Here is a 25040-nt window from a genome sequence, read left to right on the forward strand (position 1 = left end):
TTTTATCCTTTAAAATAGAATAGGAGAAATTCCGTTATTATTTTTCGGAGGAAAAAGAAATGTCCATTAATTGGCAGGAAATTTTATTTCACTTTTTAGGTGGTCTGGGACTATTTTTATATAGTATCAAGACCATGGGAGACGGTTTGCAACAAGCTGCTGGAGATCGCCTTCGTTTTTACATCGACAAGTACACTAGCAATCCCTTTTTAGGTGTTCTAGTCGGAATTGTCGTTACTGCCCTGATTCAGTCAAGTACAGGGGTTACAGTTATCACGGTTGGACTGGTCAGTGCTAGTCTTCTCACTCTTAGACAGGCTATCGGAATTATCATGGGAGCCAACATCGGAACCACAGTTACTTCCTTTATCATCGGTTTCAAGCTTGGTGAGTATGCTTTACCCCTGATTTTCCTTGGAACCATGTTCCTATTCTTTACAAAAAACAGAACAGCAAACAATATCGGGCGCATCCTGTTTGGTGTAGGAGGAATCTTCTACGCCCTCAACCTCATCAGTGCCGGTATGAGCCCTCTTAAAGATTTACCACAATTCAAGGAATATATGGTAACCTTGGGACAAAATCCTGTGTTGGGAGTTTTTGCTGGTGCGGTGATTACCGTTCTCATCCAGGCCTCTTCTGCGACAATCGGGATTTTGCAAGGTCTCTATGCAGGTGGATTCCTTGACCTTAAAGGTTCTCTACCAGTTCTCTTCGGGGATAATATCGGGACAACCCTAACCGTTATCATCGCGGCAGCTGGAGCCAATGTCTCTGCGAAACGCGTTGCTGCAACCCACGTTACCTTTAACGTTTTAGGAACTATTCTTTGCTTAATCTTATTAGGTCCATTTACGTCTATGATTGAGTACTTCCAGGCACTCCTTCACCTCTCACCTGAGATGACCATCGCCTTCTCGCACGGTGCCTTTAACGTAAGTAATACCATTGTACAATTTCCATTCATCGGAGCCTTGGCTTTCTTTGTAACCAAGCTCATCCCTGGTGAAGACGAAGTTGTCAAGTACGAGCCGCTTTACCTTGATGAGCATTTGATCAAACAAGCTCCATCAATCGCTCTCGGAAATGCGAAAAAAGAACTCCTTCACTTGGGAAATTATGCTTCCAAAGCCTTTGACCTTTCATACAACTACATCATTGACCTCAATGAAAAGGTTGCTGAAAAAGGACACAAGACAGAAGAAGCCATCAATACCATTGATGAAAAATTGACTCGTTACCTCATTACTCTTTCAAGTGAAGCCCTTAGCCAGAAAGAAAGTGAAGTGCTCACCAACATCCTTGATTCATCCCGTGATTTGGAACGGATTGGGGACCACGCAGAAGCGCTAATCAATCTAACTGACTATCTTCAACGTAAAAATGTTGAGTTCTCTGAAGCTGCTTTGCAGGAATTGGCTGATATCTATCAAAAGACCACTGGCTTTATCAAGGATGCCCTTGATAGCGTGGAAAACAATGATATCGAAAAAGCTCAAAGTCTGATTGAACGCCATAAAGAAATCAACAATATGGAACGTGTTCTCAGAAAGACTCACATCAAACGCCTCAACAAGGGCGAGTGTTCAACACAAGCTGGGGTCAACTTTATCGACATTGTTTCCCACTACACTCGTGTGTCTGACCACGCTATGAATTTAGCTGAAAAGGTCATCGCTGAACAAATCTAAGAACCAAGAAGCTATCCAAATACTCAATGAAAATTAAAGAGCAAACTAAGAAACTAGCCATAGGCTGTACTTGAGTACGGCAAGGCGACGTTGACGTGGTTTGAAGAGATTTTCGAAGAGTATAAATGGGATGGCTTTTTTCTTCTCCTAATCAAGAATAGCCTTTCCGCCATATAAAAAAATGCTTTGATTCACAATGGAATCAAAGCATTTTAAAGAGCTCCCCATACATAAGCGCAGAAGCTGCAGTTCCTCTGTACTTGGCTTCTTCTCTTTTGATAAAACGAGCTAAGTCGAGCAACTCAGGTGCTGGATGTTTGGGATTTAAGAGCAATTCTCGATTGACCAGTCCTGAGAGACGGACTGCCAGCAATTGCTCATTTGTAGCAGGCAGTTTTTTAGCAGTCTCTAGGAGAGCAGCAACTAAATCTTCACTCAAATCATGTCGAGCATGATTGTAAAGATCTTTTATAAGGCTTTCTAGGTTTGGTTCCACCATCCCTACCACCTCCTTATGTTTAATAATTTTTAATCAAATCAACTGTTGAACGATCCAATTTCTTCACCAAAGCTTGTAAGAAAGCTTGAGCTTCTAGAAAGTCATCCATAGCGTATAGGGTTTGGTGAGAGTGGATATAACGAGCGCAGACACCGATTGTTGTGGATGGCACACCACCATTTTTCAGATGAGCTGCACCAGCGTCTGTTCCACCTTTCCCACAGTAGTATTGGTACTTGATACCAGCTTCTTCAGCAGTTGTCAAAAGGAAGTCCTTCATTCCTGGGAGAAGCAAGTGACCTGGGTCGTAGAAACGAATCAAGGTTCCATCTCCAATCTTGCCTTGACCACCATAGACATCACCTGCTGGTGAACAGTCAACTGCTAGGAAGACTTCTGGGTCAAATTTAGTTGTGGAAGTATGAGCCCCACGAAGTCCAACCTCTTCTTGGACATTAGAGCCAAGATAGAGTTCATTTCCCAGTTTTTGCCCTGACAAGGCCTCTGCCAGCTCGCTCACCATAAGGACACCGTAGCGGTTATCCCAAGCTTTTGAGATGATATTTTTTTCGTTGGCTGTCAAGATAGCGGAACTATCTGGGACAATGGTGTCTCCAGGACGGATGCCAAAGCTTTCTGCCTCAGCCTTGTCCGCAAACCCACCATCAAAGACGATATCTGCAATAGCAGGCATGGTTGGTCCGCCCTTACCACGAGTCAAATGTGGAGGAACAGAACCTGAAATCACTGGGATTTCACGACCGTCACGAGTCAAGAGTTTAAAACGTTGGCTGCTCACTACCATAGGATTCCAACCACCAATTTCAACCACACGGAATGTACCATCTGGCTTGATTTCGCTGACCATAAAACCAACTTCATCCATGTGAGAAGCGACCAAGACACGCGGTGCATCCACAGCTTCTGAATGTTTAATCCCGAAAATACCACCCAAGCCATCTGTCACCACTTCATCCACATGCGGTGTCAATTTTTCACGAAGATAAGCACGGACAGGCGCTTCATGACCTGAGATCGCAGCAAGTTCTGTTACTTCTTTGATTTTTGAAAATAATGTTGTCATTTCAGTTCCTTCTTTCTTTCATCCATTTTACCACTTTTTATAGGAGAAGGATAGCGGAAAGGTGGATTTCTAAATTAGTATCGTAGTCTTACTATATCTTAGAAAAAGATTGTATTTTCTTGCATGTGAGGTGAAATCTAAGAACTATTCCAAGATTAACCTGATCTTTAATTTCCAAACAAAAAAACAATTCAATACTATATTTGTTCAGTTTTTTCATGGAATTTACAGAAAATAGTTGACTTTCCTTTACTCTTTCTTTAAAATAGTACAAAACTAGGAAAAGGAAAAAATCATGACCAAAACAATTCTTGTTACAGGTGGAGCTGGCTATATTGGCTCCCATACCGTTAAAGCTCTTTTAAATGCTGGCTATCAGGTGCATGTCCTCGATAATCTCTCTACAGGAAATCGTTCGGCTGTGGATAGTCGTGCTAGCTTTAAGCAACTAGATGTTTATGATGCTAGTGCCCTAAGAGCTTACTTGGAAGAAAATCAAATTGATGCTGTTTTGCATTGTGCAGGTGAAATTGTTGTGAGCGAAAGCATTGAAAATCCAAGCAAATACTTCACTGCCAATGTTGCTGGTATGAACCAAGTTCTCAAAGTCTTATCTGAAGTTGGCATTCAAAAAATCATGTTCTCTTCAACCGCTTCTCTCTATGGTAATAACTGTATTGACAAGCCAGCAACTGAAGATACCTTGCTCGACCCTGTCAACCCTTATGCAGAGACAAAACTGATGGGTGAACGAATGATTTACTGGATGGCCAATCGCTACGACTGGAAATATGTCATTTTCCGTTACTTTAATGTTGCTGGGGCTGAAATGGATGCTTCAAACGGCCTGCGTGTGAAAAATCCAACTCATATTATTCCAAATATCAACAAGACCGCATTGGGACAAAATGATAGCCTGAAAATATTTGGAGATGACTACGATACACGTGATGGTTCATGTATTCGAGATTACATTCATGTCTTGGACCTTGCACAGGCTCATGTTAAAGGGATGAATTACCTCTTCCAAGAAAACAGTTCTTCTCAAATCTTTAACTTAGGAACCGAAAAAGGCTATACCGTCAAAGAAATCTTTAAAACTGCTGAAGAATTACTGAATCAAAAAATACCACACGAAATTGTTGCTCGTCGTGCTGGTGACCCAGCTAGCGTCCTAGCAGACGCATCAAAAGCTAAAAAATATCTTGATTGGAAGGCTAGCTACTCCCTCGAAGATATTATTTTATCAGATTATCGTTGGCGTGTTAAAGAAGGCAAAAACATTTTGGAATAGGATAACAAAGGAGAAAGCCTTGGCGCTCTCTCCTTGTTTTATTCATTAAATTGTCAGAAAATTTATTGACAGATTAAAGAAATCGTGTTACAGTAATATCCGCGGGTATCTTTCGATACCAAATCTATTTGAAAGGATGGGGTATGAAACTTTCTTATTATTTAATTGGCTTACTTCTACTCCTAGTCTTTCTCTCTATTAGCATTGGGACCAGTGATTTTTCATGGGGAAAGCTCTTTGCTTTCGACCAGCAGACCTGGCTTCTCTTTCAAGAGTCCCGTCTTCCAAGGACCATTAGCATTCTCCTGACTGCCTCTAGTATGAGTATGGCAGGACTTCTCATGCAGACTATCACTCAAAATCAGTTTGCTGCTCCGAGTACAGTTGGAACCACTGAAGCCGCCAAACTGGGAATGGTATTAAGCCTCTTTGTCTTTCCGTCGGCTAGTCTGACTCAAAAGATGCTCTTTGCTTTTGTTTCATCCATCGTATTTACTCTCTTCTTCCTAGCCTTTATGACTATTTTTACTGTAAAGGAAAGGTGGATGCTACCCTTGATTGGGATCATCTATAGCGGGATTATCGGTTCTGTGACAGAAGTTATCGCCTATCGTTTCAATCTGGTTCAGAGTATGACTGCTTGGACCCAGGGCTCCTTCTCCATGATTCAGACTCATCAGTATGAATGGCTCTTCTTAGGCCTCATTATCCTGATATCCGTTTGGAAATTATCTCAAACTTTTACCATCATGAATCTGGGAAAGGAAACCAGTGAGAGTTTGGGGATTTCCTACTCCCTGCTTGAAAAACTGGCCCTCTTTCTGGTTGCGCTAACGACTAGTGTCACCATGATTACCGTGGGTGGCTTACCTTTCCTCGGAGTTATTGTTCCCAATCTTGTTCGCAAGCACTATGGAGATAATCTAAGTCAAACCAAACTCATGGTCGCACTGGTCGGTACCAATCTGGTCCTAGCCTGCGACATCCTCTCTCGAATCTTGATTCGGCCCTATGAGCTGTCTGTCAGTCTCTTGCTAGGAATCATCGGTAGCCTCGTCTTTATCCTACTTCTCTGGAGAGGGGGACGAAAAGATGCAGTTTAAAAGTAAACATAGCAAACTCTTCTGCCTTCTCATTATTCTGGCCATCGGAGCTTGTCTCCTCTATTTTTGGCCCATCGCTCACTTGTCAGCCTTTGCTTGGAAGTTGCGTTCCCAAAAGATCATCGTTTATCTCTTGGTAGCTATCGCGACTGGGATTTCGACCATTAGTTTTCAAACCTTGACGGAAAATCGTTTCCTGACGCCAAGTATTTTAGGAATCGAATCCTTCTACGTCCTACTGCAAACTCTACTACTAGTTTTTGAAAGCAAGTTTCTTCAACTTGGCAAGTCCCCTATCTTAGAATTCCTAGTTTTGCTTCTGCTTCAATCCCTCTTCTTTCTTGCCTTACAAGGCTACTTGAAGACACTGATGAAACAAGACCTGGTCTTCATCCTGCTAATCTGTCTAGCCCTCGGAAGTCTCTTTCGAAATATCAGTACCTTCCTCCAAGTCCTGATGGATCCAAATGAATACGATAAACTGCAGAACAGTCTCTTTGCCTCCTTTCAGCATCTCAACACTTCCATCCTAGCCATTGGTTCTCTGATTATCCTTGCTTTGACCATCTTTTTCTTTCGAAAAGCAGTCATTCTGGATGTCTTGCATCTGCAAAGAGAAACAGCTCAGATATTGGGACTCGATGTTGAAAAAGAACAGAAAGAGCTCCTCTGGGGCATCGTACTTTTGACCTCAACGGCCACTGCCTTGGTAGGCCCTATGGCCTTCTTCGGCTTTATGCTGGCCAATCTCACCTACCTGATTGTCAAAGATTATCGGCACAAGTTGCTCTTTATCGTGGCTATTCTGATTGGATTTATCAGTTTGACCTTGGGGCAAGCCCTGATTGAAAGAGTCTTTGCACTAGAAATTCGCATCAGCATGATCATCGAGAGCGTGGGTGGTCTCTTATTCTTTATCTTACTATACAGGAGGGCGCGTCAGTGAAACTAGAAAACATTGACAAATCCATTCAAAAACAGGATATTTTGCAAGACATTACCCTTGAAGTCAGTCCTCAGAAACTGACAGCCTTCATTGGTCCAAATGGTGCTGGAAAATCAACTCTCCTCTCCATCATGAGCAGACTGTCCAAGAAGGATCAGGGAATACTCAGTGTTAAAGGCCGTGAAATCGAAAGCTGGAATTCCCAAGAACTGGCCAAAGAACTGACCATCCTAAAGCAGAAGATCAATTACCAAGCCAAATTAACCGTTGAAGAATTAGTCAGTTTTGGACGTTTTCCCTACAGTAGAGGACGTCTGAGAGTAGAAGATTGGGAAAAAATCCGAGAAACTCTGGACTATCTGGAACTGATCAACTTAAAGGACCGCTACATCGATAGTCTGTCTGGCGGACAGCTCCAACGTGTCTTTATCGCTATGGTACTGGCCCAAGATACAGACTTTATCTTGCTAGACGAACCGCTTAACAATCTCGATATCAAGCAAAGCGTCAGCATGATGCAGATTCTCAAGAGACTGGTGGAGGAACTTGGCAAAACCATTATCATCGTCCTCCACGATATTAACATGGCCAGCCAGTATGCGGATGAAATTGTCGCCTTCAAAGACGGCCAAGTCTTTAGCAAGGGAAGAACCGATCAAATCATGCAGGCTGAGCTTCTCAGTCAACTCTATGAAATTCCCATCACGCTGGCGGATATCAATGGAAAAAAGATCTGTATCTATAGCTAGTAACATAGAAACTCGAGTTAGAGAACCCTCTGTCTCTTAACTAATAAGCCCATCTAAGAGACCCCTACATCGTTATCACATTTTAAAAAGGAGAAATCATGAAAATATCCCTTAAATTTTATCTCACTGCCCTAGCGGCCAGCTTCTTGCTCCTACTTGGTGCATGTAGTACAAACTCAAGCACTAGTCAGACGGAGTCAAGTAGCTCTGCTCCAACAGAGGTGACCATTAAAAATTCACTAGATGAGGTCAAACTTCCAAAGGTTCCTGAAAAGATTGTGACCTTTGACCTCGGTGCTGCGGATACTATTCGCGCTTTAGGTTTTGAAAAGAATATCGTCGGAATGCCTACAAAAACTGTTCCGACTTATCTTAAAGACCTAGCTGGAAAAGTTAAAAATGTTGGTTCTATGGTTGAGCCAGACTTAGAAGCCCTTGCTGCTCTTGAACCAGACCTAATTATCGCTTCACCACGTACCCAAAAATTCGTAGATAAGTTCAACGAAATCGCTCCGACTGTTCTCTTCCAAGCAGGCAAGGACGACTACTGGACTTCTACCAAGGCTAATATCGAATCCTTAGCAAGCGCCTTTGGTGAAACTGGTACACAGAAAGCCAAAGAAGAATTGGCCAAGCTAGACAAGAGCATCCAAGAAGTCGCAACTAAAAACGAAAGTTCTGACAAAAAAGCCCTTGCTATCCTCCTCAATGAAGGAAAAATGGCAGCCTTTGGTGCCCAATCTCGTTTCTCTTTCTTGTACCAAACCTTGAAATTCAAGCCAACAGATACTCAATTTGAAGACTCTCGCCACGGACAGGAAGTCAGCTTTGAAAGTGTCAAAGAAATCAATCCTGACATCCTCTTTGTTATCAACCGTACCCTTGCCATCGGTGGAGACAACTCCAGCAACGACGGTGTCCTAGAAAATGCCCTTATCGCTGAAACTCCTGCCGCTAAAAATGGTAAGATTATCCAACTAACACCAGACCTCTGGTATCTAAGTGGTGGCGGGCTTGAATCAACTAAACTCATGATTGAAGACGCTCAAAAAGCTTTGAAATAAGCTGTTTCAAACTCAATTTAAGTAAAATTTTGACATTCTAAAACGCATCCTATCAAGCTCACTCAAACCTGATAGGATGCGTTTTTATCATTTTGAAATCTGTTTACCCAGCCTCATTTTCCTTCTTGATTCCGTTTAAGGGAAAAGTGGTCTGGGACGGGGTCCTTACCTGTTTTCGACCAGGGATGGCAACGTAAAATCCGAGACAAGCCCATCAAGACACCCTTAAAGCCATGTTTTTCAATAGCCTGAACCATATAGTTGGAACAAGTCGGCTCAAAGCGACAAGAGGGTGGAAAGGCTGGCGAGATAAAACGTTGGTAAAAGCGTACTGGCGCTATTAAGATTCGTTTCATTATTTCTTGGTTACAGCCATGGTGTGTAGTTGGCTGATTTCTTTTTTATTCAGACGACGGGATTCACCTGGACGAAGGCCTGTCAAGTCTAGGTGCCCAAAACGTGTCCGAGACAACTTGTCCACTTGAAGACCAACAGCTTCAAACATTTTTTTAACCTGATGGTTACGCCCTTCATGGATGGTCAACTGTACTACTGAGCGATTTTTAACTGGGTCCACTTTGAGAATTTCATAAACAGCTGGCTTGGTTTTCTTGCCCTCAATCTCCACTCCACGAGTCAAGGGGCGAAGATTTTCCTTATTAGCCACACCTTTAACACGCGCAACATAAACCTTGTCAATCTCATTACGAGGGTGAATCATTTCATCCGTAAAATCCCCATCATTGGTCAAAATCAAGACTCCTGATGTATCCCAGTCCAAACGACCAACTGGGTAAATACGCTCTTTGACATTGGGCAAGAGGTCGACAACAGTCTTGCGCCCCTTGTCATCTGTCACACTGGAAATGACACCGCGTGGTTTGTTAAGCAGATAATAGACCTTTTCTTCGTTGTAGATAGGTTGACCTTCCACTTCGACCTTGTCGCCTGACTTGATAGTGGTTGCTAGTTCACGTACCACTTGGCCGTTAACCGTCACCAAACCTTGCTTGATCAACTCTTCTGCTTTTCTCCTACTGGCCACACCTGCGTGGGCAATATACTTATTGATTCTCATCTTCTTCTATCCTTTCACCAAATAATTGGCTTTCTTGGGCCTGAATCTCAAGCTCATCAATCACTGGTAATTCTTCCAAATGGTTAATTCCCATGTAATCTAGGAAATAATCCGTAGTCACATAGAGGTTGGGGCGACCCAACACTTCTTTTTTCCCGTCTTCTTTAATCAAGTCAAAAGCCTGCAACTTTGCCAAGGCTCCACTCGAGTTAACCCCACGAATGGCATCAATTTCTATCCGTGTGATGGGCTGCTTGTAGGCAATGATGGACAAGGTCTCAAGGGCAGCCCGAGACAAGCTCTGGTTGATAGGCGCCTTGGAGTATTCCTTCAAAATCTCTGAAAACTGAGGCTTGGTCACCAATCTATAAGCCCCACCTGTCTCAATCAGAGCCAAACTGGAATCAGTGTCCTTTTCATACTTCTGGACTAATTTTTCTAAACTCTGTTGGATGCCTGTCGGTGGCAGAGAGAGGAGTTCAGCTAACTGGCGGACTCTAATCCCATCTTCACCCGCTACAAACAAGAGCGCTTCTATTTTTGCTAAAGTACTCATCTTTCCTCTCTATCAAGTCTAGCTTTGGGCCACTTGACTTTCTTCCTTCTTTTCCATGAGATAGATATCTCCGAAACTCTCCTCTTGCACAAGTATCAGCTCCTGAGTTTTGATTAACTCTAGGGTTGCCAAAAAGAGGGTGATGACCTCTTGGAGATTCTGGGCTTCCTTAAACAAATCCTGCAAGCGCAATTGATCTCGTCCAGTCAAGGACTCTTTCACGATAACCATCATGTCCTCAATCTTATACTCATCCCGCAAGATAGTCGTGTGATTTTGTGCAAACTCCTCTTTTTTCTTGGCTAGGATATTTGAAAAAGCCAAAAAGAGGTCAATGGTCGTCTTGTCATGCACAAGCTCCGCATCTTCGTAAATCAACTCTGTCGGCGCTTTGGAATAGTGCTGGGCCCGTTCTTGGTGCTTGGCTTCCAAGTGCTCCCCCAAGAGCTTGAACTTGCGGTATTCTTCAATTTGAGAGAGAAGATCCTGCTCCAGGTCATCCTCTAAGTCTGTCACTTCTGCTACCTTTGGAAGGAGTTTACGACTCTTAATCAGCATGAGCTGACTGGCCATAACCATGTACTCCCCCGTCACTTCCAGACGCATGGCCTGCAGGGTTGAGACATAAGCTAGATACTGTTCAATGACTTCCGTAATGGGCACATCGTAGATATCCATCTGGTACTTAGAAACCAGGTGCAAAAGCAAGTCCAGGGGCCCTTCAAAATCTTTTAATTTAATATCCATTATCTATATTTTTCTAAGGTCAGGACTGTTTTTAATCCTAATTTTTTTGCAATTTCGTACAAATCGACCTTGTTTTCAATTTGTCGTAGAATGAACTGTTCCCGCAGGGCTTGAGCTGATAGTGCTGGAAAACCTTTCTCCTTGACAAAAGCTTCTAACTGACGGAAGGCCCATTGACGAGAATAGGCTTTCCCTCCCCTTTCAAAGAGATAGTTCTGGCCCATCAAGGGTTCCAATTCTGAAAGTAAGGTCGTAGGAATGGTGACAATTCTCTGTTGGGAAGCCTTCTTGATTCGCAACACCTGAAAGTCCAGATTGATGTCCGCAACCTTGAGAGCTAAAATCTCACTGGGCAAGAGCCCCATTTCCAAGATAAGTAGAGCCAGTAAACGCCCCTCTGGATAATTACTTTCCTGCCAAAAAGAGTCTAGGTTTAACAGTTCTGGTTTTGCGGTCTTCTTTTCAGCTTGTTTGGCTAATTCCAAACGATAAAAGCTATCCACTTCTCCTTTTTGATAGAGAAAGTAGAGAAATTGGTTACAGGCCGAAATCTTTCGCTTCTGAGCGCTGATTTTTAGACTGGCTAGTTGGGCTTGGTAAATCTTGAGACTGGTCTCAGAAATCCGCTCGCCCACAATGTCTAAAAATTGCTCCAAATCATACTTATAGGACTGCTTGGAATTGGCAGACAGACCCTGCTTTTCCTCTAAAAAGGCTGAAATCCTGTCTCTCATTTGCATCGAATCTCAAATTCCTTACTAAAGTCATGCAAGAGGGCATTGACTGCCTTGAGGATAGACTTGCGCGTGATAATCCCTTGGAAAATACCTTCTGCGTCCACAACCGGTAAGAAAGACTCATCTACCAGCTTGTGCAAGACCTCCGTAATAGTAAAATCAGGCGAAACAACCGCTACGTCCCTTTTCGTCATGTGGACAATGTCCGTATCTGCCATGATTTCTTGACTCAGGTCATGCTCCATCTGATAAGCCATAATATCTCTGAGCCCAATCGTCCCAACAAACTGCTTTTCATCTGTCACAACGGGAACACGAGTATAGGTCATCTGACTAAGCAAGAGGGTTGCATGATCCGCATTGTGGGTATCAATCAAAACAGCTAGATTTTCAGCAGGGGTCAAAAAAGTTTCCTCCTGCCCCAACAAGAAAGTCTCAAACTCCTTGGCAATCATCGGCTAAACTCCTTGGACAAGCCCGGATACACCTCATGGTCTCGTGTCAAAAAGTCGACTTTGAAGTAACTATCATCAATCTCCACACGAGCATAGAGACATTCTCTGATGGTACCACGTGGTTGACTGATAGAGCCTGGATTTAGAAAAAGAGTCTTTCCTTCCATCCAAGCACTTGGCACATGTAAGTGACCATAGAGGCAGATATCGGCTTCTTCTTCCTGAGCCCAGTAGTCCAACTTTTGAAAATTGAAATTAATGTCGAACAGGTGTCCGTGAGTTTGGATAATCTTGGTCGAACCAAGCTCAGTCACCAAACGTTCTGGGTAACCTGCATAAAAGTCCATGTTCCCTTTAACAACACGGATTCCCTCCCAAAGTGGAGAATCGGGACGCAATTCAGAATCTCCGTTATGAAAAACGGCGTCAACTTTGCCCACATAGCGATCACGGATTTCTTCCACAATCAAGCTATCGCCATGAGAATCGCTCATTACAATGATGGTTTGCTTTGCCATGATGGAAATACCTCCAAAAGTTTCTTAACGGCTAAGGCACGGTGAGATTGACTATTTTTTTCTTCAAGGGTTAATTCAGCTGAGGACTTGCCTGTCTCTCCTACAAGGAAGAGAGGGTCATAGCCAAAGCCATTTTCACCCTTAGGTTCAAAGTTAATGTAGCCAGGCCAATCTGCTTCAACAACCAAGCTTTCCTTGTTTGGACTGGCTACGACTAGGGTTGTATGGAATTGAGCCGAGCGGTCCTTGAGTTCAAAGACCATGGCCAATTCGTGCAAGAGCTTGGCATTGTTTTCACGGTCAGTAGCTCCCACACCTGCGAAACGAGCTGACCAGACACCTGGCAAGCCACCAAGGACATCAACTTTAAGTCCAGAATCATCTGCCAGAACCATCTTGCCCGTTAATTGAGAAATGGTTTCTGCCTTGAGGCGGGCATTTTCTTCAAAGGTCATGCCTGTTTCTGCTACTTCAGGTAAGTCAGGATAGTCATTAAGATTTTCCACATCGTATCCTAACTTGTCAAAGATAGCTCGAAATTCCTTGGTCTTGCCCTCGTTACGAGTCGCAATCAACAAGGTTTCTCTAACCTTGTTTGTCTCAAAGAAATCATGAACATTGACCCCTTCTTTGGGCAATTCCACATACAAGAGTTGCCCATTTTCAACCAAGAGCAAAGTCCCCTGACGTTGGATAACTTCCAAGCTACGTCCTGCTTCTTGGTTGAGGATATCCACCACAAAAGACAATAAACGGTAGAGAGAACCATAGCGTAAAACAATCACAGAAACAGGAAAACCTTGTTCCTCATCTCGAAATCTTTGGGCAAACTCCAATAGAGGAAAATCCAAGTCATCACCATTCAAAGTCCGGACACCACCAAAAATACTATAGTTTCCAACATACCAGTCCTGGTCATCCTTGTATTCATAAATTTTATTTGTCATAATTCTACATGCTCCACATGAATTTCTTTTTCCAGCCATTCTTCACCTATTTGGGCAAAACTTTGGCTGCTAGCTGTTGTGTAAAAACGGTGATGGAGTGGTCCAGCATCGCGACCACGATTGATTTCAAAATAATTGAGTAAGACTGAGATATCCCGTACGCACTCTGCCCCACTATCGATGAGCTGAACCTTTGGCCCCATGACATTTTGAATAATGGGTCTGAGCAGTGGATAATGGGTACAGCCCAAAATCAGGCTATCCACCTTTCCTACCAAGGGACGCAGGGTTTCATAAACTACTTTCTTGGTGACACTGGTTGACAGGGCCCCAGACTCCACCAAGGGAGCAAACTTGGGACAGGCCAAACTCTCCACCTGTAAGTCCGGATCCAGATCATGAATTTTCTGACGGTAGATGTCTGATTGTACAGTCATGGGTGTTCCAATCACCCCGATTTTCCCACCTTGGCTAGACTTGATGGCTGCCGAAGCTCCTGGTAAAATCACACCCAAGACAGGAATGTTGAGTTGAGCCTTGATTTCTTCCCAAACGACCGCAGTCGCAGTGTTACAAGCAATAACGATCATCTTGACATCCTTGGTCAAGAGAAAGTTGACCAACTGCCAAGTATATTCACGAATTTGCTCAGCAGGACGGGGACCATAAGGCGCCCGTGCCGAATCTCCAATATAGACGATTTCTTCATGGGGAAGCTGGCGCATGAGCTCGCGCACAACAGTCAAGCCCCCGACACCCGAATCCAAAAAACCAATTGGTCGATTATCCATACAGTCTTCTTTCTAGTCTTTTTTCTGATTGATAGTTCATTATGATTATTTATCCTTATGAACTGAAGGACAGCTTCAACAACTACTATCTCTCTTAATCATAATCAAATATCAATAGAATGCAAGGAAAAAGTCTCATCCCTAAACCATAGCCAACATAGTGAGAAGTCTGGAATTTTCATCCCAGACTTTTCCTTATTTATTTTTTCTTTTTATTGTTAGCAAGGGCTGCCTTTTGTTGGCGGATGATTTGGTGGTAAACTTGTTGTACCTTGGCTTCGCTTGGTTTTTGACCATTTGCACTCAAAAGAGTACGAACTGCTTCAGCATTCAAACGTGGGTTGTCAGCGAATTCTTTTTCGATTTGCTTACGAACCAAGTACATTCCTCCAAGAGCTCCTCCTAGAAAAGCTAGCACAATCAATACAATTGCTAATAGTAAATCCATCATTTTTCTCCTGTTTCTTTTTGAGTCCCTTTCATTATACCACAAACTAGCCACCCTGACTAGTTTGTTTTACGCTTTCAGGGATGGAATAGACAGCAAAAAGAACCCTGCTTTTCTGCAAAAGAGGGCTCCTTACTAAGTTTATACTCAATGAAAATCAAAGAGCAAACTAGGAAGCTAGCCGCAGGTTGCTCAAAGCACTGTTTTAAGATTGCAGATAGAACTAACACGGTTTGAAGAGATTTTCGAAGAGTATTAATTTCATATTTCTGCCTATCCATTTGTACTAATAAAAGACTGAAACACTAGATTTCAGCCTTTTTCTTTATCCTAAAACCAATTCATCACTGACCAGACTTTGGCCACTATTTTTCTGGAAGAGATGCATGAGGTCTTCAACTGTCAGATTCTTTTTCTCTTCTCCCTTGACATCCACCACTATCTTGCCTTGATAAAGCATAATGAGACGATTGCCGTATTCAATCGCATGGTTCATATCGTGGGTAATCATCAGAGTAGTCAACTGATGATGCTCCACAATCTTTTGCGTCAAGTCCATCACCATTTGACTGGTTTTCGGGTCAAGTGCCGCAGTGTGTTCATCCAAAAGCAAGAGCTTAGGTTTCACCAAGGCTGCCATGACTAGGGTCAAGGCCTGTCTTTGTCCTCCTGAAAGGTATTGAGTATCCACTTTCAAACGATTTTCAAGGCCGATATTCAACTCCTTCAAGGCCTCTTGGAACTGGATTCTGTCCTTTTCCTTCACGCCCCAGCCAAGTCCTCTTTTTTGTCCACGTCTCAAGGCAATGGCCATATTCTCCTCAATCGTCAAACGAGAAGCTGTCCCCATCTTAGGATCTTGAAAAACACGGGCAATATCCTTGGCTCTCTTTCGTACACTCAGATTTTTAATGGATTTCCCTTCCAACAAAAGGTCTCCTTCGTCCACAGATAAATTGCCAGCCAAGATATTCATCAAAGTGGATTTCCCTGCGCCATTTCCACCAATCACAGAGATAAAATCTCCCTCTTCAACCTCTAAATCTAATCCTTTGAGGACATGGTTTTCATTGACCGTCCCTGCTTCAAATGTTTTGTGAATATTTTCAAGTGTTAACAAACTTGCCATAACTTTCTCCTCCTATTCATTTCTCAGTTTCAAACCACGAATCTTTAATCTCTTTTGCAATTCTGGTGCAAATAAAACCAAGGCTAGCAAGATTGCATTAAAGAGACGGACCAGATTTTGATCTAGATTTGGAATTTCATAGATATTTAAAATAATCAAACGGTAAACAATAGCACCGATTCCGATGGATAACAAGCGACCTCCTATGGTCAAGTCGTGTATCAAGACTTCTGCAATAATGACTGCACTCAAACCAACAACGATGGTTCCTGTCCCAGAAGTTACATCTGAAAATCCATCATTCTGAGCAAATAAGGAACCACACAGAGCAATCAGACCATTTGAAATCATATAACCAACAATCTTCATGGTGTCTACATTGACCCCATTAGCCTCACTCATCGGAATATTGTCCCCAGTCGAACGCAAGACCAAGCCAATCTCCGTTTTCATCAAAAGAGTCAAGACCAAACAAACAAGTAAGAGACAGGCCAAACTGAATGAGAAAACAGCTTCTTCAGTTGTTAGCCCCAAGCTCGCTAATTGCTTAAAGACAGTTGAAGAATCTCCCAAGGAAAGATTGGGCACACTTCCCATGATTTTAATATTGATTGAATAAAGACCTGTCAAGGTCACAATCCCTGTCAAGAGAGCTGGGATTTTCATCTTGGTGTGGAGCATTCCTGATACAAGACCAGCTACCATACCTGCCAGCAAAGCAAGTAAGGTCGCAATCCAAGGATTTGTCCCTGCCTGTATCTGTGATACGACGACAGCTGCACCTAGAGGAAAGGCTCCTTCAGCAGTCATATCCGCAATATCCAAAATACGGAAAGTCAAGTAGACCCCAATGGCCATAATCGACCACAACAAACCTTCTGATAAACTAGATAATACAAAACTCATCTTAAACCTCCTATTCCTTGCCCTCTAATTTACTAATATCAATTCCTAGTGCATCTGCCATTTCTTTATTGGTATGCAATTCCAGTTTTTCAGGCAACTCAACTGCTATATTTTCTGGCTTCTCACCTTTTAAAACACGAATCAACATGCGGGCTGTCTGCCGTCCCAATTCTTCATAATTGGTACCGTAGTTATACAAGCCACCAACAGCAATCATTTCTGTTGAACCACCAAATACTGGAACTTTGTGTTTAATAGAAACCTGCTTGACTGTTTCCATGGTTGACGAAATGATATTATCCGTTGGTACAAAAACCATATCCACTTCAGCCATCAAGCTCTCTGCTGCCGCCTTGACGTTGTTACTGTCCAAGATTGTTTTTTCAACAACGGTAAATCCTTTTTCTTCCAGAAGTCGCTTAGCTTCATCCTTTTGGACAACTGAGTTTGGCTCGCTCTGAGTATAGAGAATTCCAATTGTTTTAGCCTTTGGCAACACTTTCTTTATCAAATTGATTTGGGTTGAAATGGCATCTGATGACTGGTCGCTTGTTCCAGTTACATTGCCCCCAGGGTGTTCTCTTGACTCAACCAGCTTGGCACTGACAGGGTCTGTTACAGCTGAAAAGATAACCGGTGTCGTTTGTGTTGTATTAGCCAAGCTCTGAGCAGAAGGCGTTGCGATGGCTAGAACGACATCACTAGATTCTGCTAGCTGCTGGGAAATCGTTTTTAGATTTCTTTGTTCTCCCTGTGCATTTTGCAAATCAATCTCGATATTTTTCCCTTCCACATAGCCTTGTTTGGCCAGCTCATCCACAAAACCTTCTCTAGTAGCGTCTAAGGACTGGTGGGTAATAAATTGCGAAATACCGATACGAAAAACATCTTTTTTCTTGTCTGCCTTCAACTGATGCAAACTGATCAGAGAGGTCAAGAGGATCCCCACTACCAAGAGGGGGGCTAGTAATTTTCGAACAACTTTCATAATGAAACTCCTTCTCAGAAAAGATAAAACAAAAAACCGCCTAGATACTATCTAAACGGATGCTTGAAATAATCTAACAAGTTATAACTTAGCTAGTCCATTTAGATATTCATCTATATGGACCGCAATCAAAAATCTTAGCCACATAGATACAAACAAATTGCTTGAACTGTTTGCATCCATGGTGACATGTCTACAAACACTATCTAAAGTAGCTAAAGTAAAAGTTTTGATTCATTGTTACAGCTTGTCTTTTATTCATTTCTTTTTCTGCTTTCTTTTTTGATGTTTCCTATCTTACCACCTTTTTCATCAGCTGTCAAGAATATTTCAGAATTTTTTAAAATTTTTCGAAAATTCTTTCAGGATGCTTTCAAAGATTTTTTCAAATCAGTCCAACAAAAAAAGGTTTATAATTTCCATAAAAATTGACATGGAAATTATAAAACCACTATTAGTTTAATCCTTGTTGATAACGTGCCAATTCGGCTTCGTTTGCCCAAACATAGTGACCTGGACGGATTTCTACCATGGATGGCTTATCAGTCTCATAATCATGTTGACTTGGGTCGTAAACCTTCAAGACCTTCTTACGTTCCAAGATTGGATCTGGAATTGGTACAGCTGAAAGCAAGGCTTGAGTATATGGGTGAATTGGATTGTTAAACAATTCTTCTGTTTCTGCAACCTCTACAATAACACCCTTGTAAATAACTGCGATACGATCTGAAATAAAGCGAACGACCGACAAGTCATGGGCGATGAAGAGATAGGTCAAACCAAGTTCTTTTTGGAATTTTTTGAGCAAGTTCAAGACTTGGGCACGTACAGAAACATCCAAGGCTGAAATTGGCTCATCTGCAATAACAAAATCTGGTTGCATGACTAAAGCACGGGCAATACCGATACGTTGGCGTTGACCACCTGAAAACTCATGAGGATAACGAGTCAAGTGCTCAGCAAGAAGCCCCACTTCACGGATAATATTTTTAACTTTCTCTTTACGTTCCTCTTCATCCTTAAATAGACGGTGATTGTAAAGACCTTCAGAAATAATATAATCAACAGTCGCACGTTCATTCAAACTTGCGGCAGGGTCTTGGAAAATCATCTGGATACGACGAATCAATTCCGCAGCTTGTTCACGCGATTTTTTACCATTGATCTTTTGACCATCAAAAATGATATCTCCATTACTTGTGTCATTGAGACCGATTATCGCACGACCAATAGTTGTTTTCCCACTACCTGACTCACCTACAAGCGAGAAAGTTTCTCCCTTATTGATAAAGAAGTTGGCATTTTTAACCGCGACAAACTTCTTACTTCCTTCACCGAAGGAAATTTCTAAATCTTTGATTTCTACTAATTTTTCAGACATTTCCTTCCTCCTAGTCTGCCAGATGGGCAAATCCCATTTTTTCACGGATCTTATCGTGAAGATTTGCAATCACAGCTGGTTTTTCTACTTTTGGAGCATCCTCATGAAGAAGCCAAGTTTTAGCCCAATGTGTCTCTGATACTGAGAATTGAGGAGCTTTTTGTTCGAAGTCAATTTGCATTGCATAGTCTGAACGCAAGGCAAAGGCATCCCCTTTCAGATCAGTATAAAGTGACGGAGGTGTTCCTGGGATTGAGTAAAGATCCCCTTTATCATCAGCAAGCTGAGGCAAGCTAGACAAGAGACTCCATGTATATGGATGGCGAGGGTCATAGAAGACTTCCTCAACAGTTCCATATTCAACGATTTCTCCTGCATACATAACCGCTACCTTATCCGCAATACTTGCTACCACACCAAGGTCGTGGGTAATAAAGATTGTTGTGAAATGGTACTCGTTTTGTAATGATTTGAGCAAATCAATAATCTGTGCTTGAATGGTCACATCCAAGGCAGTTGTTGGCTCATCACAGATCAAGACATCAGGTCGGCAGGCAAGGGCAATAGCAATAACGATACGTTGACGCATTCCTCCAGAATATTGGAATGGGTATTCATCAAAACGTCTATCTGCGTCTGGAATCCCAACCTTATTCATGTAGTCAATAGCCAATTCTTTTGCTTCCTTGGCTGTTTTTCCTTGGTGTTTTACAATAACTTCTGTAATCTGACTACCAATTGTTTTAATTGGGTCCAAACTAGTCATTGGATCCTGGAAGATGGTTGCAATCTTAGCACCCCGAATTTGTTCCCAATCCTTGTGAGAAGACAAGGCTGTCAAATCCTGCCCACGGTAGTCAATGCTACCTTGAGCAATGCGACCATTTTCTTCGAGCATACCTGTGAAGGTTTTTGTCAAAACAGATTTCCCTGATCCTGACTCACCTACCAAGGCCAATACTTCACCTTCAACTAATTCAAGGGAAACGCCGCGAATGGCTGTCAATACTTTGTCACGAACGTCAAATTCCACGACAATATCGCGAGCAGTCAAAATTACATTTTTTTCTGTTGTCATTTCTACTCCTATCTATGTGTACGTGGATCACTAGCATCCGCTAAGTTTTGACCAACTACGAAAAGGGACAAGGATACCAAGACAAGAGTTGTCAATGGAATCCAGAACAAGTAAGCATTGGTTGTTACGTTTTGTGAATAATCCGAAATCAAACGACCCAAACTTGGCACTGTAATCGGTAATCCAAGACCGAAGAATGACAAGAAGGCTTCGTATGAGATAAAGCTTGGAAGCATCTGAGTCATCGTTGTCACAATAACAGATACCAATTGTGGCATGATGTTTTTAGCAACAATCTTCAAGGTTGGTGTTCCCAAAGTACGTGACGCCAAGTTGTATTCCAAGTCACGATAACGCAAGATTTGCACACGAATCATGAAGGCAATCCCGATCCATGTTGTCACACTCATGGCAAAAATCAGATTCCAGAATCCAGCTCCGATTGAGTAAGTCAAGACAATGACAATCAAGAGAGATGGGATGTTTGAGATGACGTTGTAAACTTCCATCATGACACGGTCAACTGATTTTGAAATTCCCCAAATACCGCCGACAAAAACACCGATAACCAAGTTAATCACTGTCGCAATCACAGAAATGAGGATAGAGTTACGAGCTCCGAACCAGACACCGTCAAAGAGCGATTTACCGTTACTGTCTGTACCGAACCAATGCTCTGCATTTGGCTTGATATAACGAGCACTAAAGTCGTTTACCTTGCTGACATCATTAAAATCAAACTTAGAAAACATCGGGTAGATGAAACTCATCAAAATGATAGCTACCAAGATTCCCAACATGACTACAGTTGATTTTTTCTTCATAAATTGTCTAAACACTGATCCCCAGTAAGAATAGGCTGGCGCATCAATGGCTTCAGAGGCAAAATCGTCACGTTTTACGAACTGAAATTTTTCTTTATCGATTGTAGACATTATTTGCCTCCTTTCTCAGTCAATTTAATACGTGGGTCAATAATGGTCATCCAAATATCTCCTAAAAGAAGTGAGAAGATAGAAATACATGTAAAGATGAAGACAAGACCAACGACCATAGAGTTATTAGATGCTTTTACAGAGTCAATCAACATTTTACCCATACCTGGGAAGGCGAAGACTGTTTCAGTAAGGGTTGCACCACCGATAACCCCGATAACAGCACCAGGAATTCCTGAAACAAGCGGAACCATGGCATTTTTAAAGATGTGTTTGTTTGAAATTTCTTTTTCAGACAAACCTTTGGCACGAGCAAAACGTACAAAATCTTGTGATTGCAAGTCAATCATATAACGACGAATCCAAATAGCTGTACCAGGAGCCCCCAACAAACCAAGGATAACTGCTGGTAAAACGTAAGAACGCCAATCTCCAGCACCCAAGATAGGGAATGAATCTGGCAAGCCGATTGAAGAACCAGCCAAACGAACGATATAAACCAAGGCAATTGTTGGAAGAGCCATCAAGAAGGTCAAAGCCCCTGTTGAGAAGCTATCAATCCAAGTGTTCTTGAAGCGAGCCATAGCTGAACCAAGTGGCACGGCAATCGCATAAGAAATCACCAAACCAATCAATCCAACGACAGCAGAGCTGGCAATCATAGAAGGATATTGGTAGTTGCTTTCAGTAGCTGTATAAGGATCATCTTTTCCGTAGTTGGCTACTTCACGAGAATCAGCCTGACTAGGTGATTTGTAGGTTCTTGAGTAAATATTTACAGAAGAAGTTTTCTTACCTGTTGGGAACTGAACTTGAGCAGTTTTTGTTTGTCCTTGTCCCTGAGTAATAACCTGTAAAACAGGGCTATTAGCATAGGTTGGATAAGAGTCACCTAAATTGATGTTCACAAAGTTTTGATGCACAAATGGAAACTGACTGTTGAAGTACAAGAGATATTTGTGTTTAGTTCCTGAACCGACCAATGACCATCCGATCGCTGGATCATTTTCAAAACGAAGGTAACGTTTCAAATCTGGGTTTTCAGGGTCTTGAATTTTATTAGTATGGTCAATGTCAATCAAGTTAGCATAGAAGTGAAAAACACGTTCAAAAATTGGGATTTCACGAGTAGCGTAGAATTGACCACTTTCAGTAAATTCTCCCAAGGTCCAACCATGACCGATTTGTTTGATGTATTTTTCATAGATAGCCTTGTTGGTGTCATTAGCTTCAACTGTTACAGAAGCATCCATCTGGCTAGCTTTTTCTTGCAACTCTTTGGTATCGTAGTACTCGATATAGCCCATACGCTCATAAACTGTATTTTCATAGTTATCACGTTTATCAGCAGTTGTCGCAATCTTGTTATAGTTGGTATCCTGTTTGAAAATCAATTTTCGAGGAACCATTGTATAGATAATCGTGTAAGTCAAGGTTGTTACTAAGAAGATAGAAACCAATGACCGCAAAACACGCATAAAAATATATTTTTTCATATCATTTCCTTTAAAAATCCCAAAAGAACCTTCTCCTCATGGAGAGAAAGTTCTATTGAAAATTATTTACTTCACATGACTTGCCAATTCTTTTTGAGCTTTCTCGTTTGACTCAGTCTTTTCTTTCAACCATTTTTCACGAGCTTTTTCATACTCTTCTTTGGTGATTGCTTTTTCACCAACTTCAGTATACTTCAAGTATCCTGCATTTTCACCTTTAAGACCAGCTACAGAATATGAAGAGCTAAATGGTAGAACTTTTGAAACATATGAAACGGCTGTTTCTTTAGGAGAAGCCATTACTGGAATTGTCAAAGCATTGTCAGTCAACCAAGCTTGTGCTACTGCATATTTTTCATAACGTTTTTGAACGTCTTGGTTTTCGCTGTTTGCGTCATCAAGTAATTTTCCATAGTCAGCTAAACCAAGTTTACTTAATACTGATGCATCAGTGTTTTGGTCAATACCAAGGTAAAGACGAGTACTTCCTCCCTTAAGGACGAACTGATCCAAGAAAGTAGAAGGATCTTGATAGTCAGGGTTCCATCCTAGCAAAGTATGGATATCCCAGTCTTGCTCTTTAGCTGTTGGAGCACTAAATGAAATTGGTAAAGCTTCTGCTTGAGTCATTTGTTGCAAATCTACAACAACATTATCTGAACCCAATACTTTTTCAATTGATTGCTTCAATGATTGCACACGGTTTACAACCGCTGTTGATTCTTGGATAACCAAGGCATCCAAGTGGATTGGGAATTCAACACCTTCAGCTTGTAGGCTTGATTTAGCTTTAGCAAATGCTTCTTTCGCTTTTTCTTCATTGTAAAGACCATTTTGAGAATCTGCTAGAGATACGTTTGACCAAGTAGAAGAATTTGTCTTAGCCAAGCTATCTTGTACCAATTCACCAAATGTTTTCTTACCAACTTGAAGATTATAAGGTGCGAATGTATTACGGATGGCTACTGCAGCTCCATCAGTACCATTTGTTTGAGCTGAATAAGAACTGCGATCTACCGCAAAGTTCAAGGCTTGACGGAATTCCTTGTTTAACAAAGCTTTCTTAGTAGATGTCTTTTGGGCATCACTTGTCTTAGCAGTGTGGTTATAAGTTGTACGGCCATAGTTCAAGCTGACAGTCGCAACACCCGCACCTGGTTCGTTAAAGTAAATGTTATCTTTGAAGTCAGCCGCATATTTTTCATATGTAGAACTTGTAGGGAAGATACGCGCCTTGCTATATTGACCATCAGAAAAACCTTTGGCAATTACATCTTGATCCTTACCATCCCAGAAAGTGAACTTAACGTTCTCAATTTTTACATTTTCTTTATCCCAATAAGCGTCATTTTTAGCCATCTCGATAGATGATTTAGGAGTTACAGCCTTCAAGACAAATGGACCGTTATAAAGAATAGAGTTAGCATCTGTCGGGGCACCAAAACCTTCCCCTTTTGAAGTTAAGAATTCTTCATTAACCGGCATCAAAACACCACTAGTTGTCTTGTCATTCCAGAAAGTTTCTGGCTGGTTCAAAGTATATTCTAGTGTTTGATCATCAAGTGCTTTTATTCCAACGGTTGAAAAATCGCTTGTTTCACCCTTGATATAGGCTTCTAATCCCTTAATAGAAGAGCTAACGATTGAAAGTCCTTTTGATTTTCCATCTACGGCATGTTTCAAACCAGTAACGAAGTCTTTAGCAGTTACAGGAGCATATTCTTCTCCCTCTGCTGTCACCCATTTAGCATCCTTACGGATTTTATAGGTATAAGTCAAACCATCTTTTGAAACTGTCCATGATTCAGCAATAGAAGGAACCAGATTACCATATTTATCGTTAGCCAACAAACCATCTACTGCATTTGTTGTGACGAATGATGTTGAATCAATATTGCTAACGATATAATCCAAGGTTTCTGGATCTGTTTGATAAACATATTGGTAATCTTTTGCTAGTTTAGCATTATTTGAACTAGTGTTTGAACACGCAGCTAGAACTCCTGACGCTAATAAGGTAGCTCCTGCTACAGCAAGCACTTGACTTTTTTTCATTTCTTTACTCCTCTTATAAAGTATAGGTTATCATCAATTATACCATAGATTTCAAGAAAAGTAAACGAATTTTCAGAATATTTAGGCTTATTGACACAAAAAATCTGAAAAAGCTATTGACTGAAAATCATTTTCAAGGTATAATAATAAACGTTAAGGCGGTATAGCCAAGTGGTAAGGCACGGCTCTGCAAAAGCTTGATCGTCGGTTCAAATCCGTCTACCGCCTTTCAATACCGAATTAATCGGAATTTATCAAGACAAAAAGCCCGTAAAATAGGGCTTTTTTTATTTTTTCTTCGGATAAATACGGATAGATTTTAAAAACTTTTGGGCAGATTTGGGGGCTGAGTTTTTCGAGGATAC

The 25040-nt window shown here is 41.7% G+C and carries 26 protein-coding genes and 1 tRNA gene; 7 read left to right on the forward strand and 20 right to left on the reverse strand.

Going from position 1 to position 25040, the window contains the following annotated elements; all coding sequences use genetic code 11:
- Positions 1–59: 59 nt before the first annotated feature.
- A complete protein-coding gene (locus tag N8M20_RS05260; RefSeq protein WP_261079333.1) occupies positions 60–1691 on the forward strand; it encodes a Na/Pi cotransporter family protein in 1632 nt (543 codons plus the stop codon).
- 202 nt (positions 1692–1893) lie between these two features.
- On the opposite strand, the gene N8M20_RS05265 is transcribed toward N8M20_RS05260, so the two are convergent.
- The gene (locus N8M20_RS05265; RefSeq protein WP_261079334.1) at positions 1894–2190 is read right to left on the reverse strand and encodes a bacteriocin immunity family protein; all 297 of its coding nucleotides are present in this window, start codon (positions 2188–2190) and stop codon (positions 1894–1896) included.
- A gap of 19 nt (positions 2191–2209) precedes the next feature.
- On the reverse strand, positions 2210–3274 hold the full coding sequence (gene pepA, locus N8M20_RS05270) for a glutamyl aminopeptidase (protein WP_138337954.1): 1065 nt from the start codon (positions 3272–3274) through the stop codon (positions 2210–2212).
- Between the two features lie 295 nt (positions 3275–3569).
- On the opposite strand from pepA, the gene galE reads away from it, so the two are divergent.
- The 5 genes from galE to N8M20_RS05295 all read left to right on the forward strand — a co-directional run bounded on the left by galE (position 3570) and on the right by N8M20_RS05295 (position 8430).
- A complete protein-coding gene (gene galE / locus N8M20_RS05275) occupies positions 3570–4568 on the forward strand; it encodes a UDP-glucose 4-epimerase GalE (protein ID WP_261079335.1) in 999 nt (332 codons plus the stop codon).
- Between the two features lie 143 nt (positions 4569–4711).
- Positions 4712–5671, forward strand: coding sequence for an ABC transporter permease (locus N8M20_RS05280; protein WP_261079336.1), 960 nt, complete (start codon positions 4712–4714; stop codon positions 5669–5671).
- Positions 5661–6617: an iron chelate uptake ABC transporter family permease subunit gene (locus N8M20_RS05285; protein WP_261079337.1), complete on the forward strand. Its 957-nt coding sequence runs from the start codon at positions 5661–5663 to the stop codon at positions 6615–6617. Before N8M20_RS05280 ends, N8M20_RS05285 begins: the two co-directional genes overlap by 11 nt.
- The gene (locus N8M20_RS05290) at positions 6614–7366 is read left to right on the forward strand and encodes an iron ABC transporter ATP-binding protein (RefSeq protein WP_261079338.1); all 753 of its coding nucleotides are present in this window, start codon (positions 6614–6616) and stop codon (positions 7364–7366) included. Before N8M20_RS05285 ends, N8M20_RS05290 begins: the two co-directional genes overlap by 4 nt.
- Positions 7367–7464: 98 nt before the next feature.
- Positions 7465–8430: a siderophore ABC transporter substrate-binding protein gene (locus N8M20_RS05295; RefSeq protein ID WP_261079339.1), complete on the forward strand. Its 966-nt coding sequence runs from the start codon at positions 7465–7467 to the stop codon at positions 8428–8430.
- A 113-nt stretch (positions 8431–8543) separates the two neighbouring features.
- On the opposite strand, the gene yidD is transcribed toward N8M20_RS05295, so the two are convergent.
- From yidD to N8M20_RS05385, 18 genes are all read right to left on the reverse strand, one after another.
- Positions 8544–8786 (reverse strand): membrane protein insertion efficiency factor YidD, encoded by a 243-nt coding sequence (gene yidD, locus N8M20_RS05300; protein WP_084932784.1) that lies wholly within the window; start codon positions 8784–8786, stop codon positions 8544–8546.
- The gene (locus N8M20_RS05305) at positions 8786–9508 is read right to left on the reverse strand and encodes a pseudouridine synthase (protein WP_261012932.1); all 723 of its coding nucleotides are present in this window, start codon (positions 9506–9508) and stop codon (positions 8786–8788) included. Before N8M20_RS05305 ends, yidD begins: the two co-directional genes overlap by 1 nt.
- Positions 9495–10064, reverse strand: coding sequence for an SMC-Scp complex subunit ScpB (gene scpB / locus N8M20_RS05310; protein WP_261079340.1), 570 nt, complete (start codon positions 10062–10064; stop codon positions 9495–9497). Before scpB ends, N8M20_RS05305 begins: the two co-directional genes overlap by 14 nt.
- 18 nt (positions 10065–10082) lie before the next feature.
- On the reverse strand, positions 10083–10811 hold the full coding sequence (locus N8M20_RS05315) for a segregation/condensation protein A (protein WP_049510484.1): 729 nt from the start codon (positions 10809–10811) through the stop codon (positions 10083–10085).
- The gene (gene xerD / locus N8M20_RS05320; protein ID WP_314726180.1) at positions 10811–11545 is read right to left on the reverse strand and encodes a site-specific tyrosine recombinase XerD; all 735 of its coding nucleotides are present in this window, start codon (positions 11543–11545) and stop codon (positions 10811–10813) included. Before xerD ends, N8M20_RS05315 begins: the two co-directional genes overlap by 1 nt.
- Positions 11542–12003 carry a cyclic-di-AMP-binding protein CbpB gene (gene cbpB / locus N8M20_RS05325; protein WP_261079342.1) on the reverse strand — a complete coding sequence of 154 codons (462 nt, stop codon included), beginning with the start codon at positions 12001–12003 and terminating at the stop codon, positions 11542–11544. The genes xerD and cbpB overlap by 4 nt, the downstream gene beginning before the upstream one ends.
- Entirely contained in the window at positions 12000–12521 is a 522-nt protein-coding gene (locus tag N8M20_RS05330) for a metallophosphoesterase (RefSeq protein WP_001118952.1), read from the reverse strand. Before N8M20_RS05330 ends, cbpB begins: the two co-directional genes overlap by 4 nt.
- Positions 12497–13468: a nucleoside-triphosphate diphosphatase gene (locus N8M20_RS05335; RefSeq protein WP_261079343.1), complete on the reverse strand. Its 972-nt coding sequence runs from the start codon at positions 13466–13468 to the stop codon at positions 12497–12499. The genes N8M20_RS05330 and N8M20_RS05335 overlap by 25 nt, the downstream gene beginning before the upstream one ends.
- Positions 13465–14259, reverse strand: a complete 795-nt coding sequence (gene racE, locus N8M20_RS05340) for a glutamate racemase (protein ID WP_033679670.1) — start codon at positions 14257–14259, stop codon at positions 13465–13467. Before racE ends, N8M20_RS05335 begins: the two co-directional genes overlap by 4 nt.
- Positions 14260–14458: 199 nt before the next feature.
- The gene (locus tag N8M20_RS05345) at positions 14459–14707 is read right to left on the reverse strand and encodes a YneF family protein (protein WP_000364990.1); all 249 of its coding nucleotides are present in this window, start codon (positions 14705–14707) and stop codon (positions 14459–14461) included.
- A 325-nt stretch (positions 14708–15032) separates the two neighbouring features.
- Entirely contained in the window at positions 15033–15836 is an 804-nt protein-coding gene (locus N8M20_RS05350; RefSeq protein WP_261079344.1) for an ABC transporter ATP-binding protein, read from the reverse strand.
- A gap of 12 nt (positions 15837–15848) precedes the next feature.
- Positions 15849–16742 (reverse strand): ABC transporter permease, encoded by an 894-nt coding sequence (locus tag N8M20_RS05355; RefSeq protein ID WP_261079345.1) that lies wholly within the window; start codon positions 16740–16742, stop codon positions 15849–15851.
- Positions 16743–16752: 10 nt separating this feature from the next.
- A complete protein-coding gene (locus N8M20_RS05360) occupies positions 16753–17730 on the reverse strand; it encodes an ABC transporter substrate binding protein (protein WP_261079346.1) in 978 nt (325 codons plus the stop codon).
- Positions 17731–18184: 454 nt separating this feature from the next.
- Positions 18185–19111 (reverse strand): ATP-binding cassette domain-containing protein, encoded by a 927-nt coding sequence (locus N8M20_RS05365; protein WP_261079347.1) that lies wholly within the window; start codon positions 19109–19111, stop codon positions 18185–18187.
- Positions 19112–19121: 10 nt separating this feature from the next.
- Positions 19122–20189 (reverse strand): ABC transporter ATP-binding protein, encoded by a 1068-nt coding sequence (locus N8M20_RS05370; protein WP_261079348.1) that lies wholly within the window; start codon positions 20187–20189, stop codon positions 19122–19124.
- Between the two features lie 8 nt (positions 20190–20197).
- Entirely contained in the window at positions 20198–21124 is a 927-nt protein-coding gene (gene oppC / locus N8M20_RS05375; RefSeq protein WP_000103691.1) for an oligopeptide ABC transporter permease OppC, read from the reverse strand.
- Complete coding sequence (locus N8M20_RS05380; RefSeq protein ID WP_060806096.1) at positions 21124–22620, reverse strand: ABC transporter permease; 1497 nt, start codon at positions 22618–22620, stop codon at positions 21124–21126. The genes oppC and N8M20_RS05380 overlap by 1 nt, the downstream gene beginning before the upstream one ends.
- A gap of 66 nt (positions 22621–22686) precedes the next feature.
- Positions 22687–24675, reverse strand: a complete 1989-nt coding sequence (locus tag N8M20_RS05385; protein WP_261079349.1) for a peptide ABC transporter substrate-binding protein — start codon at positions 24673–24675, stop codon at positions 22687–22689.
- Positions 24676–24832: 157 nt separating this feature from the next.
- On the opposite strand from N8M20_RS05385, the gene N8M20_RS05390 reads away from it, so the two are divergent.
- Positions 24833–24903: transfer RNA gene (locus N8M20_RS05390), tRNA-Cys, on the forward strand.
- Positions 24904–25040: the final 137 nt, after the last annotated feature.

It is taken from the genome of Streptococcus mitis (assembly GCF_946190275.1).
In the GTDB taxonomy this organism is placed as follows: Bacteria; Bacillota; Bacilli; order Lactobacillales; family Streptococcaceae; genus Streptococcus; species Streptococcus mitis_DC.